This window comes from Flavobacterium ajazii, assembly GCF_010614725.1.
Classification (GTDB): domain Bacteria; phylum Bacteroidota; class Bacteroidia; order Flavobacteriales; family Flavobacteriaceae; genus Flavobacterium; species Flavobacterium ajazii.
This window is the reverse complement of sequence record NZ_JAAEHL010000012.1, coordinates 45,298-60,026: the sequence shown is the minus strand read 5'-3', so window position 1 is coordinate 60,026 and position 14,729 is coordinate 45,298. Positions and strand designations below refer to the sequence as shown.

At 33.9% G+C, this 14,729-nt stretch carries 13 protein-coding genes; 8 read left to right on the top strand and 5 right to left on the bottom strand.

The window, feature by feature from the left end:
• Positions 1 to 184: 184 nt before the first annotated feature.
• Entirely contained in the window at positions 185 to 526 is a 342-nt protein-coding gene (locus GWR14_RS19300; protein ID WP_163410780.1) for a hypothetical protein, read from the top strand.
• A gap of 271 nt (positions 527 to 797) precedes the next feature.
• The gene (locus GWR14_RS19295; RefSeq protein WP_163410779.1) at positions 798 to 1,619 is read left to right on the top strand and encodes a hypothetical protein; all 822 of its coding nucleotides are present in this window, start codon (positions 798 to 800) and stop codon (positions 1,617 to 1,619) included.
• Between the two features lie 47 nt (positions 1,620 to 1,666).
• Here GWR14_RS19295 and GWR14_RS19290 read toward each other — a convergent pair whose 3' ends face one another.
• Together GWR14_RS19290 and GWR14_RS19285 are read right to left on the bottom strand one after the other, a co-directional pair.
• Positions 1,667 to 1,927, bottom strand: a complete 261-nt coding sequence (locus tag GWR14_RS19290) for a SemiSWEET family sugar transporter (protein ID WP_163410778.1) — start codon at positions 1,925 to 1,927, stop codon at positions 1,667 to 1,669.
• Positions 1,928 to 1,942: 15 nt separating this feature from the next.
• Positions 1,943 to 2,788, bottom strand: coding sequence for an SDR family oxidoreductase (locus tag GWR14_RS19285; RefSeq protein WP_163410777.1), 846 nt, complete (start codon positions 2,786 to 2,788; stop codon positions 1,943 to 1,945).
• A 247-nt stretch (positions 2,789 to 3,035) separates the two neighbouring features.
• On the opposite strand from GWR14_RS19285, the gene GWR14_RS19280 reads away from it, so the two are divergent.
• From GWR14_RS19280 to GWR14_RS19255, 6 genes are read left to right on the top strand one after another with little or no spacing between them, the layout of a single operon-like run.
• Entirely contained in the window at positions 3,036 to 4,283 is a 1,248-nt protein-coding gene (locus GWR14_RS19280) for a hybrid sensor histidine kinase/response regulator (protein WP_163410776.1), read from the top strand.
• Positions 4,284 to 4,338: 55 nt separating this feature from the next.
• The gene (locus GWR14_RS19275; protein ID WP_246236352.1) at positions 4,339 to 7,836 is read left to right on the top strand and encodes a response regulator; all 3,498 of its coding nucleotides are present in this window, start codon (positions 4,339 to 4,341) and stop codon (positions 7,834 to 7,836) included.
• A 15-nt stretch (positions 7,837 to 7,851) separates the two neighbouring features.
• Positions 7,852 to 8,217 carry a response regulator gene (locus GWR14_RS19270; protein WP_163410774.1) on the top strand — a complete coding sequence of 122 codons (366 nt, stop codon included), beginning with the start codon at positions 7,852 to 7,854 and terminating at the stop codon, positions 8,215 to 8,217.
• A gap of 7 nt (positions 8,218 to 8,224) precedes the next feature.
• Complete coding sequence (locus GWR14_RS19265; protein WP_163410773.1) at positions 8,225 to 9,034, top strand: CheR family methyltransferase; 810 nt, start codon at positions 8,225 to 8,227, stop codon at positions 9,032 to 9,034.
• On the top strand, positions 9,016 to 9,600 hold the full coding sequence (locus tag GWR14_RS19260) for a chemotaxis protein CheB (RefSeq protein WP_163410772.1): 585 nt from the start codon (positions 9,016 to 9,018) through the stop codon (positions 9,598 to 9,600). The genes GWR14_RS19265 and GWR14_RS19260 overlap by 19 nt, the downstream gene beginning before the upstream one ends.
• 51 nt (positions 9,601 to 9,651) lie before the next feature.
• Complete coding sequence (locus tag GWR14_RS19255; protein ID WP_163410771.1) at positions 9,652 to 11,349, top strand: carbamoyltransferase family protein; 1,698 nt, start codon at positions 9,652 to 9,654, stop codon at positions 11,347 to 11,349.
• Positions 11,350 to 11,352: 3 nt separating this feature from the next.
• Here the strand turns inward: GWR14_RS19255 and GWR14_RS19250 are convergent, their stop codons facing one another.
• The 3 genes from GWR14_RS19250 to GWR14_RS19240 all read right to left on the bottom strand — a co-directional run bounded on the left by GWR14_RS19250 (position 11,353) and on the right by GWR14_RS19240 (position 14,729).
• A complete protein-coding gene (locus GWR14_RS19250) occupies positions 11,353 to 12,042 on the bottom strand; it encodes an aspartyl/asparaginyl beta-hydroxylase domain-containing protein (RefSeq protein ID WP_163410770.1) in 690 nt (229 codons plus the stop codon).
• A gap of 3 nt (positions 12,043 to 12,045) precedes the next feature.
• Positions 12,046 to 12,552 carry an MBL fold metallo-hydrolase gene (locus tag GWR14_RS19245; RefSeq protein ID WP_163410769.1) on the bottom strand — a complete coding sequence of 169 codons (507 nt, stop codon included), beginning with the start codon at positions 12,550 to 12,552 and terminating at the stop codon, positions 12,046 to 12,048.
• 242 nt (positions 12,553 to 12,794) lie between these two features.
• Positions 12,795 to 14,729: an OmpA family protein gene (locus tag GWR14_RS19240; RefSeq protein ID WP_163410768.1), complete on the bottom strand. Its 1,935-nt coding sequence runs from the start codon at positions 14,727 to 14,729 to the stop codon at positions 12,795 to 12,797.

Sequence of the window (14,729 nt, the reverse complement as noted above, 5' to 3'; positions counted from 1 at the left end):
CTAAAATGCTGAGAAATTAATTGTGTTGTAAATCACAGGCTATACATTCAGATTATTATAAGAATTATTTTATGAGCTAAAAAAAATATTTTTTGAGTTAACGCATCTTTTTTTTAAGAATGAAATTTGTTTACATATTAAAGATTGTAAAAGCTTTAAAAATAGCCACATAAATAATACTGTCATGAAAAAGGAACTTGCTAAAAACGAATTGGAATATATAGACGAATATCGAAAAAACGGATACTACCGTAATTTTTTATTTAAAGATGGCGCATTGGTAGAAACAGAATCCAAATACCCGTATCAGCCTGACGAAATTTTTATTGTTGCCCATCATCGTTATGAAGGAATGAGCAATCCGGAAGACATGTCGATTTTATATGTTATTGAAACTGCAGATGATAAAAAAGGAACCTATTTGTTAGGATATGGTCCAACGGCTGATTTGGAAGCTGCAGAATTTTTTAAAGATATACCCGAAAAAAATTATTCGGTGAATTCAGATGTTCATAAACTCACCTGAAAAAGACTCACTTAAATGGTTACATAAGATAAGTTTAGGATTTTTTTATTTTGCTGAAAAGACAGCTGTTTCATGAATTTGAAACGGCTGTTTTTGTTTTTAAATTTTACTGTAAAATATTAATTATGAAACTACTGCGTAAAATTGTATAACAAAAAATATTCATTCTATGGCGAAATTTGAGTAGTTCAAAAAAGGAAACAAGATAGCAGGTTTATCAGAGTTTAAAATTTTGAACAATTTATTTTAAGAACGTTTTAAATGTTATCAAATGAAGAAACTTTACTTGAATACGGGAAATATGAATACTATTTTTAATGACCTTAAAGATAGCCTCGATGGATCGTTGACGCTTGAAAGCAGTCAGTATAAATTAAAGATCAGGTCTAAAAATGCAGATGGTATCATACGCGGGATAACAGTTAGTCCTCATATTTCGTTTGTAGAATTTGATCTTGTATTTTATAAAGATATCCAGCTAAGCCTCGAATCAGATGGAGGTTCGAATGTGTTGTTTGTCTATTGCTCTAAAGGAAATTTTGGACACAGTTTCGGAATTAGCGGTAAAAGAAAAACAGTAAAAGAAGACCATAACAGCATCATAAGAAATGCCTCAAACATCAATAGTATTTTTTATTTTGAAGGTTTTAAACCTGTTCGTTTTTCAATTTTAAGCTATAATACTAAAGCAGAAAATGAGGGGCTTTTCTCGGCTATAAACAAAGTGTTCAGTAGTAATACCGGAAATTATAAGCGCATTGGCAGACAGAACTTTAAAATAGCTAAAAAAATAAATGAGTTTAACACAATCCCACAAAAGGGAATCGTTAGAAATTTACTGAGAAACCGCATTTTGGAAGAAATTTTAGATATAGAGCTGGACCAGCATACATACGGATATCTGAAAGACATACAGCCAATCATGACACTGGCAAATAAACAGCTGGAAGAACTGAGAAAAGTTTCAAGGCTAAATTTTTCAATGCTATTATCTGAAGCAGGACAGACGGAACGAAATTATCTATTAAAAATGTTTAGAGAAAAATATCATCTGGTATTCAACAGGCTTTATAACCAAAAACTAGTTAGCTAACAAGCACTATATATTGAAAAAAACAGCTTTTAACGAGGCTGTTTTTTTTATTCTTTTTCATAATTAAGAAGGAAATAAACCATTATGAGGTTCAGTATTAATGAAATGCTGTTGGTGATAATAATAGGGATATCATTTTTTAAAATGCCGTAGATAACCCAAACCGCAACACCAAAAGTAAGAACACCAAAAGTGAGCAGCGAAATTTGTTTTACTTTTTTAGTTTTCCATACTTTTATGATTTGCGGAACAACCGAAACTGTAACACAAATTCCGGCGAAAAGACCAATCAGATCAATGTAATTCATGTTTTTTCAATTTAATTATCCACCTACAAGTTCCCCTCCGTTGATATGAATAAATTGTCCTGTAATATAACTGCTGTCATCAGAAGCTAAAAATACATAAGCAGGTCCAACTTCTGACGGCTGTCCGGCTCTTCCCATCGGATTGTCTCTGCCAAAGTCTGAAATTTCATCAAAGGTCGAAACAATAAGAGGTGTCCAGATCGGGCCTGGTGCAACGCCATTTACCCTAATTTTCCTTTTTGCCAGCATGGTTGATAATGATCTGGTAAAACTTAAAATTGCTCCTTTTGTACTCGAATAATCAAGTAAATGCTCACTTCCGCGATAAGCGGTAACAGAACTTGTATTGATGATGCTGTCTCCTTCTTTCATAAAAGGCAAAGCTGCTTTGGTAACATAAAAGAAAGGGTAAATATTGGTTTCAAATGTTTTTTGAAGCTGTACGGGCGTAATTTTTTCCAGTTCATTCTGAGGAAACTGAACTGCCGCATTATTTACAATTATATTTAATTTGCTAAACGTTTTGATACATTTTTTTACAGCACTTTTACAAAATTTTTCATCCTTTAAATCACCACTTATTAAAAGGCATTGCTGTCCTTCTTTTTCAATAAGTTCTTTTGTTTTTAATGCATCCTTGTCTTCTTTTAGGTAAACAATCGCAACATTTGCACCTTCTCTTGCAAAATGTATCGCTACGCTTCTGCCAATTCCGCTGTCACCGCCTGTGATAAAAGCTGTTTTACCCAAAAGTTTTCCGCTTCCGGTATAATTTTCTTTAATGATTTGAGGTTCGGGGTTCATTAAATATTCGTTGCCGGGGATGTCCTGTTTTTGTTCCGGAAATGTTGTCTTCTTCATAACTTTTCATTTAAAAAAAAATATAATTAAAAATAGAATTCTCTTGCGGTAGCGTTTGACCTGATAGAATTAAAGATTGTCGCAAAAAGTTAAATTTCACAAGCTCGCATGGGAATTATATAATTTATTTGATCTCAAATAAAAGAAGTGTTAATTTTTTTTTAAATACATTTGAGAGTTTGTAAATCTTTTAATTCAAAAAAGAGTATAAAAAAACTTTAACCATAACGCTTAGCCCCACAAACAAATGATATTAATTGTAGACGATATAAAGGCAAATATAATTGCCTTAAAAAAGATTTTAGAGCTACACAATATCGATGTAGATACTGCTGAATCTGGTGAGGAAGCATTAAAGAAAATTTTACAGACCAATTATTGTCTTATCATCATGGACGTTCAGATGCCCGGACTCGATGGTTTTGAGGTGGTGAAAATTCTTTCGGGTAATAAAAAGACAAAAGATATTCCGGTGATTTTTCTTTCTGCCCTTAATATTGATAAAAAATACATTTTTAAGGGCTATGAAACAGGTGCTGTAGAATATATAACCAAGCCGGTTGATACTGATTTACTGATTTTAAAGGTAAAAACATTCCTTAAAATTTACGAACAGCAGAATCAGCTGAAGGAAATGAAAGACCTGCTTTCGAAAGAAATTAAAATCCGAAAAGAAGCGCAGGAGAATCTGGAGGCTAAAATTTTAGAAAGAACAAAAGAACTGGTACTGAAAAATGAAGAACTGGAACTTAAAAATCACGAGCTGCAGCAATTTTCATGGGTAGTTTCGCATGACCTAAACGAGCCGATCAGAAAGATTCAGATTTTTATTAAAATCATCAAAGATCTATACCTCACCAAAGATGACAAAGCTGTTGACTATGTAAACCGAACAATCAAATCGGCCGAAAGAATGCAGACTTTAATTACAGATTTACTTGCTTATTCAAGATTGTCATCAAAAGTATTGCCTGAGAAAACTGATTTAAATATTGTTTTACAGGAAGTTATATCGGATTTTGATTATTTGATAGAGCGTAAAAATGCAACCATAAAAACTAATGAACTTCCAACAATAGACAGTATTCCGAGTCAGTTGCGTCAGGTTTTTCAAAATCTGATCGGAAATGCACTTAAGTTTTCAAACAATACAGATCATCCCTTGATTGAAATCTCTTCTGAGTTGATTGAAAGGAAAAGTTTTGACGCAAAGTCTTCACCAAATGGAAAGTATTGCCGGATTATTGTAAAAGATAACGGAATCGGTTTTGATGAAGTTTATCTGGATAGGATTTTTGTTATTTTTCAGAGTCTTAACGATCGCCAAAGTTACGAAGGAACCGGGATCGGACTGGCAATCGCAAAAAAAATAATTGAAAAACATAACGGATTGATTACCGCTAAAAGTCAAATTGGTAAAGGGGCAAGCTTTATCATAGTTTTGCCTTTGGAATATCAGGAAACAAATAATACATATGAAGCAAAACAACTTTAAAAGGAATTTATTAATTAGTTCTTTAGTTTCGTTATTGATACTAATGATAAGCTCAATGGCTTCATTTTTAAGTATAAGAAGCCTGTTAAACAGTAATTACTGGGTAAACCATACGCAGGAAGTAATTTATAACCTGAATGAAGGAGTGTCCATAATTACAGATGCCCAAACGAGCATGCGCGGGTATTTAATAACCGGAAGCGAACAATTTCTGGATCAGTACAATGATGCTGAAAAAAGATCGGATGTGATTTTTGAAAAGCTTGATGACCTTACTGTAGACAATCCGTCCCAACAAAAAAACTTAAAAGAATTAGAATCAAGAACTGCTGTTTTTTATAAATATCTGCACAATCAGGTTGTTAAAAAGAGATTAGGCAAGCAAACTGTTACTTTTGACCTGAATGAAGGGAAAAAAATGATGGATGAATTACGTTCTTATTATAAAAATATTGAGAACACGGAACAAATACTTTTAAAAGAACGAAATGAGAATTCACAGCGATATGGCAATTATAGTTTTATTTTAATAATTGCAGCTTTTATAATTGCTTTCGTTATAACAGTTGTTTTCTTATTGCGTATTTTAAAAGATTATAATGAACGTTCATTTCTTCAGGAAGAATTAGAAAAAAAAGACAGAGAAACTGCCGAAAGAATCAATGCAATAAGTACCATTGCCGGTAATATTTCAAGAGGAAATTATGACATTAGGGTCGATGATACCAAATCTGATGCCTTGGGCAGTGTAGGAGAATCACTAAATAGTATGGGGGCTTCCTTAAAATCATCTTTCGATTTATTGTCTCAGAAAGAATGGCTGCAAACCGGAATCGCACAACTAAATAATGTAATGATCGGGGATAAAGAACTCGAAAAATTATCAAAAGACGTTATTGAATTTTTATGCCAGTATACCAAAAGCAGTGCAGGTGTAATCTATGCAATTAACGGAGATGAACTATATGCAATTTCAGGTTACAGCTATCTTCCAAATAAGAACAGAGAACATATTAAAAAAGGGCAGGGATTAATCGGGCAATGTGTGGTTTCAAGAAAAATACTGGAATTAAAATCCTTTTCAGAGAGTGATGTTCAGATTACCTATGCTTTAGGAGAAATAAAACCGAAACATATTGTTGCAGTACCATTAATAGATACTAAAATCGAAGGTGCTTTTGAGTTAGCTAGTGTAAACGAATTTACCGAAATTGATTTGGAATTTCTGCAGACGGTTTCCAATAATATTGCGATTGCTATAAAATCAACCCAAAACAGAAAAAGAGTTTTAGAGCTGTTGGAAGAAACCCAGGCACAATCCGAAGAATTAAAGATTCAGCATAGTGAACTCGAAGCAATGAATGCCGAGTTAGAAACCCAAACCGAAAAATTACAGGCATCTGAAGAAGAACTGAGAGTACAGCAGGAAGAACTGGAACAAACCAACGAAGAATTATCTGAACGCAGTGTTTTACTCGAAGAAAGAAACACTGAAATTCAGAAAAAATCAGAAGCGCTGGAGCTTACCACACGCTACAAATCAGAATTTTTGGCAAATATGTCACATGAATTAAGGACTCCCTTAAACTCTATTTTGTTATTGAGCCGATTATTATCTGAAAATAATAACAAAGGCATGAGTACTGAAGAAATTGAATTTGCAAAAGTGATTCAGAGTTCAGGAAATAGTTTGTTGGGTTTAATCGACGAAATTCTCGATTTATCTAAAATTGAAGCGGGTAAAATGGAACTGGAATTTTTAGATATTTCAACTAAGGAAATAACAGATAATTTATCTAATTTATTTTCGGTAGTTGCAAAAGAGAAAAAAATTGACTTTGAAATAATTGCCAAAGATGCACCGGTAGTTATTAAAACAGATAAAATGCGTTTGGAGCAAATACTTAAAAACTTGATTTCGAATGCCATAAAATTCACAGAAAAAGGGTCAGTAAGTGTAGAAATTAAGATCAATGAAGATGATGACAAAATAATTTGTTTTATTGTAAAAGATACGGGAATCGGAATCCCGTTGGACAAACAGCCTTTGATTTTTGAAGCTTTCCAGCAGGCAGACGGTTCAACCAAAAGAAAATATGGAGGAACAGGTTTAGGTTTATCAATTAGCAGGGAACTGGCAAAATTGCTTAAAGGCGAAATTATTCTGCATAGTAAAGTAAATGAGGGAAGTACTTTTACCTTATGTCTTCCGGTGTATGGTTCTGAGATAAAAAAAGTAACAGTAGAAAAAACACCTCCAATAGAAATTGAACAGGTTGAAACTGCTGAAACCGAAAAGCAAAAAAAGAAATATATCAGCAATATTATTCCCGATGAAATTGAAGATGACCGGAATTCAATTTCACAAAATGATAAAGTAATTTTGATTGTAGAAGACGATATCAATTTTGCCAAATCATTATTGACCTTCAGCAGGAAAAACGGTTATAAAGGAATTGTAGCAGTACGGGGCGATTATGCATTAAATTTTGCGTTGATTTATAAGCCGGTTGGTATTTTGCTGGATATTGAACTTCCGGTTAAAAGTGGCTGGGAAATTTTGGAAGAGCTTAAAGATAATTCACAAACCAAGCATATCCCGGTGCACATCATGTCATCTCATAAACTGAAACAGGAAAGTTTATTAAAAGGAGCCGTTGATTTTCTGGATAAACCGGTAACATTTGAAAAAATTCCGGAAGTTTTTATGCGGATAGAACATATTATCAGCAAAGAATCACAAAAAGTTTTGATTATTGAGGACAATCCTAAACATGCGAAGGCATTAGCTTATTTTTTAGAAACGTATAATATTAATTCTGAAATTAAAAGCGAAGTTGCAGAAGGCTTAAAAGCACTTAATAAAACCGAAGTTGATTGTGTTATTCTGGATATGGGAGTCCCGGATAAGCAGTCTTACGAAATTCTGGATGGCATCAGGAAAAATCCTGGTCTGGAAAATCTTCCTGTGATTGTTTTTACCGGTAAAAGTTTATCCATTAAAGAGGAAATAAAAATTAAAAAATATGCAGATTCAATAATCGTTAAAACGGCACATTCGTATCAGAGAATGCTCGATGAAGTATCACTTTTCCTGCATCTGGTTGAAGAAAACAAAGGACCGGAAGGGAAAAAAGAAAATTACAAAAAACTAAATTTACTCAATAATATTTTGCAGGACAAGACAGTTTTAATTGTGGACGATGATGTTCGTAATATTTATTCGCTGACAAAAGCTTTGGAAGTATTTAAAATGAATGTAATTACGGCATTTGACGGTAAAGAAGCAATAAAAATACTGGAAGAAAACCCAAGTACAGATATTGTTTTACTTGATATGATGATGCCTAATATGGACGGCTATGAAACGGCAGAAAAAATACGAAGCAATCCAAAATTTCTGACTTTACCATTAATTGCCGTTACAGCAAAAGCAATGACAGGAGATCGTGAAAAATGCATCAAAGCGGGAGCTTCAGATTATATTACCAAGCCGGTAGATATTGATCAGCTGCTTTCATTACTGCGCGTGTGGCTGTATGATAAAGTTTAATTTAACAAGGCTGAAATGGACAAAAAACGACTTTTGATTATAGATGACGATTCCAGGAATATTTTTGCTTTGGAAAATACACTGCGTGCCAAATCATTCGATTGTGTATCGTGCTTAAGTGCAGAAGAAGCTTTAAAAATATTAAATGCTGATGCAAATATAGATGGAATTTTAATTGACATGATGATGCCTGAAATGGACGGTTATGAAGCAATTCCGTTAATCAAAAAAATTCCGTTATACAAATCAACTTTTATTATAGCAGTAACGGCTCAGGCAATGACTGGGGATAAGGAAAAATGTTTGGAGGCAGGTGCAGATGATTATATTTCTAAACCAATTGATGTAGATAAATTGCTTGCATTGTTAAGCAAAATTTGAAGTTGTTATGATTGAAGATATTGAATTGGAAACCCTAATCAATGAAGTATATGAATATTATGGTTTTGATTTTGGCAGTTATTCCAGGGCGTCCCTAAAAAGACGTGTCAACAGAATATATCAGTTGGATGGATTTACCTATTTTGAAGAGTTTTTGTCAAAAGTAAGATCTGATTCAGAGTATTATAAACGTATGGTTGACGAAATTACGGTAAATGTTACCGAAATGTTTCGCGATCCTTCTTTTTATACCGTAATCCGAAATCAGATTCTTCCGTTGTTGGGCACCAAACCTTTTATTCGTTTGTGGCACGCAGGCTGTTCTACAGGCGAGGAAGTTTATTCGGTAGCCATTTTACTGAAAGAAGCCGGATTACTGCACAAATCCCTGATTTATGCAACAGATATAAATACAACAGTTTTGGAAACGGCCAAAAAAGGGATTTTTCCATTAAGAATGATGAAAGAGTACTCTGAAAATTACAGGGATTCCGGTGGTAAAGAAGATTTTTCAAACTACTATACAGCCAATTATGGAATTGCAAAATTTAACGAAGAACTGTCAAAAAAAATGGTTTTTTCACAACATAATTTAGTTTCAGATACCTCATTCAATGAATTTGATTTGATTTTTTGCCGAAATGTCCTGATTTATTTTGATAATGATTTGCAAAAAAGAGCAATCAATTTATTTGATGAAAGCCTGTCCGTGTTAGGTTTTTTGGCTTTGGGAACAAAAGAAACCATAAAGTATTCGATATCCCAAAGCAAGTACAAACAAGTGGAGAAAGAAAAAATATGGAGGAAAATCAAATAAATCAGGATTTTAAAGTTGTCATAATTGGCGGTTCTGCCGGAAGTTTAAATGTTCTAATGCAAATTTTACCTCAATTGCCGGTAATCAAAACTTTTGCAGTTGTAATTGTATTGCATCGAAAAAGTACGGATGATCAGACTTTAGAGGAACTTATAAAATTAAAAGTACGCAGCAATGTAAAACCAATTGAGGATAAAGTACCATTTTTACCCGGTTTCATTTATATTGCGCCTTCCAATTATCATTTATTGTTTGAAAAAAATGATGTTTTATCACTCGACACTTCTGAAAAGATAAATTACAGCAGGCCAAGTATCGATGTTTCTTTTGAATCTGCTGCTGAGGTATACAAAAACAGGCTGACAGGAATCTTACTTTCTGGTTCAAATGCTGACGGTACAGAAGGATTAAAATCGGTTAAGAACGAAGGAGGAACCATAATTATCCAGGATCCCGATTCTGCCGAAATGCCTTTCATGCCCAATCATGCCATTCAAAATACAACACCTGATTATGTCTTAAATATTCAGCAAATTCTTCAGTTTATTCTTTCGATTGATAATTAAGTTTAGTTATTTTAGTAGTTTAGAAAAGTAAACTATAAAAATATTGACTTAATGAATTCACCTGTTTATGTTCTTGGTACCGGACTTTCGCACAACGGATCGGCAGTTTTATTAAAAGATGGACGTGTTTGTGTAGGCATCGAAAAAGAAAGGTTAACCCGGATCAAGCATGATGGGGGAAATGATAATCTGGCAATTAAGTATTGTCTGGATGCCGAAGGAATTCAGTTAAAAGATATTTCGCTCGTAGTGCAGTGCGCAAATTTTGATATTCCCGATCGGAATCAATTTAAAGGGAAAAGACTTTTTACAGAAGTACCGGATTTGAAAATAATTGATATTTCACATCATTTGGCTCATGCCTACAGTGCTGTTGGAACCTGTTCTTTTTCTGAATGTGCCGTAATGGTGATTGATGGCTGCGGAAGTCCGCTTGACCAGTTTCTTAAATTACATCCTGAACAAAAACAATATGTAAGTCCTGAAATTCTGAATGAAGTTCAGATGGTTTGCGAAAAAGACAGTTTTTACCATTTTGACGGGCAAAATTTAACTCCTTTAATTAAGGATTTCAGTAAAATGGCTGAAAAATCAGAGAGTTTATTTTCGCTTCCAACAACACAGCATTCTATCGGAGGTTTTTATGCTTCTGTAAGTCATTATGTTTTTGGAGACATGGATGATGTGGGGAAATTAATGGGACTTGCACCATTTGGAAAATCAGGAATCTATGATTTTGAAGCTTTTGAATTTAAATCAGGTAATCTGTTTGTAAATGAAGACTGGAAAAACCAATTTACGAATCCGTCAGAAGGGTATGAGTATTTCAAAAATAATTTTGATTATTATGCGAATGTAGCAAAATGGGCTCAGGAGCAGGTTGAAAAAGCAGTTTTAAAATGCATTCATAACCGACTGGAAAAATTTCCTCATAAAAATTTATGTTATTCCGGCGGGGTTGCGCTTAATGCTGTTGCAAATGCAAAACTTCAGGACAGCAAAATAGTCGAAAATATTTATTTTGAGCCCGCTGCCGCAGATAATGGTCTGGCACTGGGCTGTGCATTTTACGGCTGGCTTGAATATTTGAATATGCCTAAAGTTACGCATGATGGCAGTACTTGTTTCGGTAAAACGTATAGCGATCCTGAGATTGAATCAGCATTTGAAAAGCCTGAATATAAAAAATACAATCTCAAAAAGTTTTCGGATGAAAATGATATGGTAAATTATTGTGCAGAAAAACTAAATCAAGGAAAAACGATTGCATGGTTTCAGTCGGGATCAGAATTTGGTCCGCGTTCTCTGGGCCGAAGAAGCATTTTGGCACATCCAGGAATTGAGGGAATGAAAGACCATATTAATTTGGATATTAAATTCAGGGAAGATTTTCGTCCTTTTGCACCGGCAGTTTTAAAAGAAAAAGTAAATGAATATTTTTTACACGGAAGAAATAGTCCCTACATGATTTTGGTAGACAAAACCAAGCCCGAACATTTAGAAAATCTTAAAAATGTCACACACCGTGACGGATCTGCACGTGTACAGACTGTTGAAGAAAGCTGGAATCCAAAGTTTACAAAGTTGCTTGCTGCATTTTATAAACAAAGCGGAATACCTGTTTTACTCAATACTAGTTTGAATAAAAAAGGAATGCCAATTGTTGAAACTCCCCAAGAAGCACTGTATTTATTTGAAATTACAGCTTTGGATATTTTGGTTATGGAAAACTACGTAATTGAAAAATAATCGTTATTCAAAATCTCTTAAAATATCTTCTAAATTAGGTGGATTCAGGCGTTTTAATTGCGCAATTATAAGTTGTTTTTCTTTTTTAGAAGCTTCTGTGACAGGGCGTACAAATTCATTTTGGCTGGCTTCTTTAAAAAATAAATCATCGGTCCAGTCATTTCGTATTCCGTCAATAACTAAATGAATTCTGTCTTCAGTTCCGCGATTTGCAACTGAATGGGTAAAATTGGCATCAATATACCAACATTCGCCTTCGTTCATAATCAAACGGGTTCCGTCTAAAATAAATTCAACTTCGCTATTTGTAATAATCGGAATATGCAATCTGAAGCAGCCGTCTTCGTATCCCAGACAATTGTCGGTGTGCGGTTTAACTTCGGCGCCAACGTCTAGTTTCAACAATCGGACAGCGGTTTTTTCGAACAAAAAACTATCTAAAATTTCCTGAAAATAAACACAGGATTCCATAATTTCGGTAGGAACCAGTTTTTCATCCCCTATTGGGAGTGCAAAAATAGAATCTGATTTTCCGTTTTGTGACATTAAGGCAATGGAGGTCCATTTTCCGGAATAATCATTTGTGTTGTAATGATTAGTCCATTTTTTATCGATGATTTTACGAACATCCTCTTTAAGTTTTTCAGGATCAAAAAACATCGGAAATTTAATTGAGCGTACTGATTTATCCATAATTTAATCTCTTAGCCATTTTAACATTTTAGGAAAAGCTTCTTTGTTTTCTTTCGTAGCGTTTACTTTACTTAAGGTAAGTCCTGTCCATTCCAGAAAAGGCAATCCTATATAATTTTCACTGGTGAAATTTGAAATCAGCCATTCTGACTCGTTTTTGTAACCATTTGGGTGAAAGACAAATTCAATAGGTAGTTCTAAATGTTTTGCTGCGGCAAAAGACCATAAAATGGCACCCATTTCTTCACCCTGAGAAGGCCAGTCAGCAGCCATTTCATCTGTGCCTACAATATTTCTTTCGGCTGAAGTTGTTACGGCCAGATGCCCGGCTTCATGAAGAATATCTCCGGGATACAATAATTTTTCATAATCAATATAAAGACAGTTTGGTCCTAAACTTAATCCCGGGAGGAATGATGTTTCCAGTTGCTTTTCGACAATATCAATACCTATTTCGCTCAAAAACGACAGTACTTTTTCTAATTCAGCAGTTTGATTTTTTATGATCATGGTCAAAAATTATTATGTAAAAAACCGAAATATAAAAACATTAGCTGTAAAGTTGATGAAAATTCTTTAAAATATGATGGTTGTGTATTATTTAATCCGAAGAAATTTTCGATTTAGAATGTTTTTAGTACACAATAATGAAGATACCTAAAACAATTATGTGTTAAAATAAAAAATGAAGGAAAAGTTAAAAAATACAGTCCCTCCATTTTTATAAATACAGACCATTATAGTCTCAGGTTTTACATTTCGATAATAATAAATTCGCTTCGTCTGTTCATTTGATGTTCTTCTTCAGAGCATTTTACACCATCGGCGCATTTGTTTACCAATTGGGTTTCACCGTATCCTTTACCGGTTAATCGGCTTGTTGAAATACCATTATCGACTAACCATTTTAGGATTGAGTTGGCTCTTTTATCAGATAAAATCTGATTGTATTGATGCGATTGACGGCTGTCTGTATGCGAACGTATATCTAGTTTCATTGTTGGATATTGTTTTAAAACCTCTAATACTTTCTCCAGATCTAATGCAGCCTCTGGGCGAATATCAGCTTTATTCAAATCAAAATAAATCGTTTTGATACCCACATATTTGCCTAAATCATCTCCAATAGTTACTTCGGCTTTAGGACTTTCTAATGCTATTGTCAGGTTTGTGGTTCCGTTTTCTTTTGCAATAACAATGCTTTCTTCTTTAGTCGTAAAGGTTTCTTTTTCGGCCCTGATATGGTAAGCAGTACCACATTCAACAGCAAAAGTAAAATGGCCATTTGCATCAGAATTGGTTGTACTGATTAACTGATTTAGTTTTGAATCATATAAAGTCAATGTACTATTCGATAAAACTTCGCCGGAAGCCAGATTTATTATCGTTCCTTGTAATTCCTGAACGCAGGTTAATTTTTTGGTTTCAGTAAATTTATAAATGTCATCAGAACCAAATCCGCCGTTTTTGTTCGAAGTAAAAAAACCTCTTCTTGATTTTGAATCAATTAAGTAAGCAAAATCATCTTTTGTGGAATTGACATCTGCACCAATGTTTTTAATTTCGGTTATACCGTTAGGAGTTATTTTTCCAACAAAAACATCCAAACCACCCAATCCCGGATGTCCATCAGATGCAAAATAAATTTCGTTCTCATCAGTCACAAACGGGAACGTTTCTTTTCCTTCGGTATTGATTGGCTTTCCTAAATTTTCAGGAGTTCCAAACTCTCCATTCGGCTTAATTGTTACTTTAAAAATATCAGACTGACCAATAGTTCCCGGCATATCAGAGGCAAAATACAATGTTTTTTCGTCGGAACTTAAAGCAGGGTGAGCTGTACTGTAATTATTGCTGGTAAACGGAAGTTCGATAATATTGGTCCATTCATCATTTTCCAGTGTCGCGCGGTATATTTTAATCAAAGTGGTTTTTGATTCGTTTTTGCCCTTTTTTCCGTCGATATAATTGTTTCTTGTAAAATAAACTGTTTTTCCGTCTTTGGTGAAAACAGGTGTTGATTCGTGAAATTTAGAATTAATTCCCCGATTGATTTTTTTAGGTTCACTTAAATTGAAATTTTCATCAAGATCGGCTTCGTATAAATTGGTATACGAATCACCCGTCCATTTGTCTTTTCTTTGTCCAAAAATGCTTTTGTCTCTGGTTGAAGCAAAGACAATTTTGTTTTGATAAAAAGCAGTTCCGTAATCAGAATAGGTGCTGTTTACCGAAGCATTTTCAATTTTGTAACGTCCGGAATTAGCGTTAATTTCTTCGAGATAATTTTTATCCGCCTGATACAATTGGGCTCTCGAATCATTTTTTGATTTCTGATAAAACAAATCCAGTATTTCATTGGCTTTTGCTGTATTTCCGGTTGATTTCAGAGATTGTGCATAGCGATAATAATATTCGGGTTTTATTGCTGTATCCATTGCAAACAATTTACCATACCATTTTACGGCTTTTTCAAAATCAGAATTGAAGTAAAAGGAGTTGCCCAGTTTTTGAAATAAATCTTCAGATTTATAGCCTTTTTCAGCAACATGTTCGTAAATTTTAATTGCATCTACATAAGCGTGCGTATCGTATTTTTTGTCTGCCGAAGCTATCTTTTGCTGTTGTGAATAAGCATTAAACGAAAAAACGCTTAACAGTAAACAGTGAAGTATGTATTTTGTCAT

Excerpts from the sequence above, each read along its gene's own strand:
- GWR14_RS19300 (WP_163410780.1), top strand. The coding sequence starts at position 185 with ATGAAAAAGGAACTTGCTAAAAACGAATTGGAATATATAGACGAATAT.
- GWR14_RS19295 (WP_163410779.1), top strand. The coding sequence starts at position 798 with ATGAAGAAACTTTACTTGAATACGGGAAATATGAATACTATTTTTAAT.
- GWR14_RS19290 (WP_163410778.1), bottom strand. The coding sequence starts at position 1,927 with ATGAATTACATTGATCTGATTGGTCTTTTCGCCGGAATTTGTGTTACA.
- GWR14_RS19285 (WP_163410777.1), bottom strand. The coding sequence starts at position 2,788 with ATGAAGAAGACAACATTTCCGGAACAAAAACAGGACATCCCCGGCAAC.
- GWR14_RS19280 (WP_163410776.1), top strand. The coding sequence starts at position 3,036 with ATGATATTAATTGTAGACGATATAAAGGCAAATATAATTGCCTTAAAA.
- GWR14_RS19275 (WP_246236352.1), top strand. The coding sequence starts at position 4,339 with ATGGCTTCATTTTTAAGTATAAGAAGCCTGTTAAACAGTAATTACTGG.
- GWR14_RS19270 (WP_163410774.1), top strand. The coding sequence starts at position 7,852 with ATGGACAAAAAACGACTTTTGATTATAGATGACGATTCCAGGAATATT.
- GWR14_RS19265 (WP_163410773.1), top strand. The coding sequence starts at position 8,225 with ATGATTGAAGATATTGAATTGGAAACCCTAATCAATGAAGTATATGAA.
- GWR14_RS19260 (WP_163410772.1), top strand. The coding sequence starts at position 9,016 with ATGGAGGAAAATCAAATAAATCAGGATTTTAAAGTTGTCATAATTGGC.
- GWR14_RS19255 (WP_163410771.1), top strand. The coding sequence starts at position 9,652 with ATGAATTCACCTGTTTATGTTCTTGGTACCGGACTTTCGCACAACGGA.
- GWR14_RS19250 (WP_163410770.1), bottom strand. The coding sequence starts at position 12,042 with ATGGATAAATCAGTACGCTCAATTAAATTTCCGATGTTTTTTGATCCT.
- GWR14_RS19245 (WP_163410769.1), bottom strand. The coding sequence starts at position 12,552 with ATGATCATAAAAAATCAAACTGCTGAATTAGAAAAAGTACTGTCGTTT.
- GWR14_RS19240 (WP_163410768.1), bottom strand. The coding sequence starts at position 14,729 with ATGACAAAATACATACTTCACTGTTTACTGTTAAGCGTTTTTTCGTTT.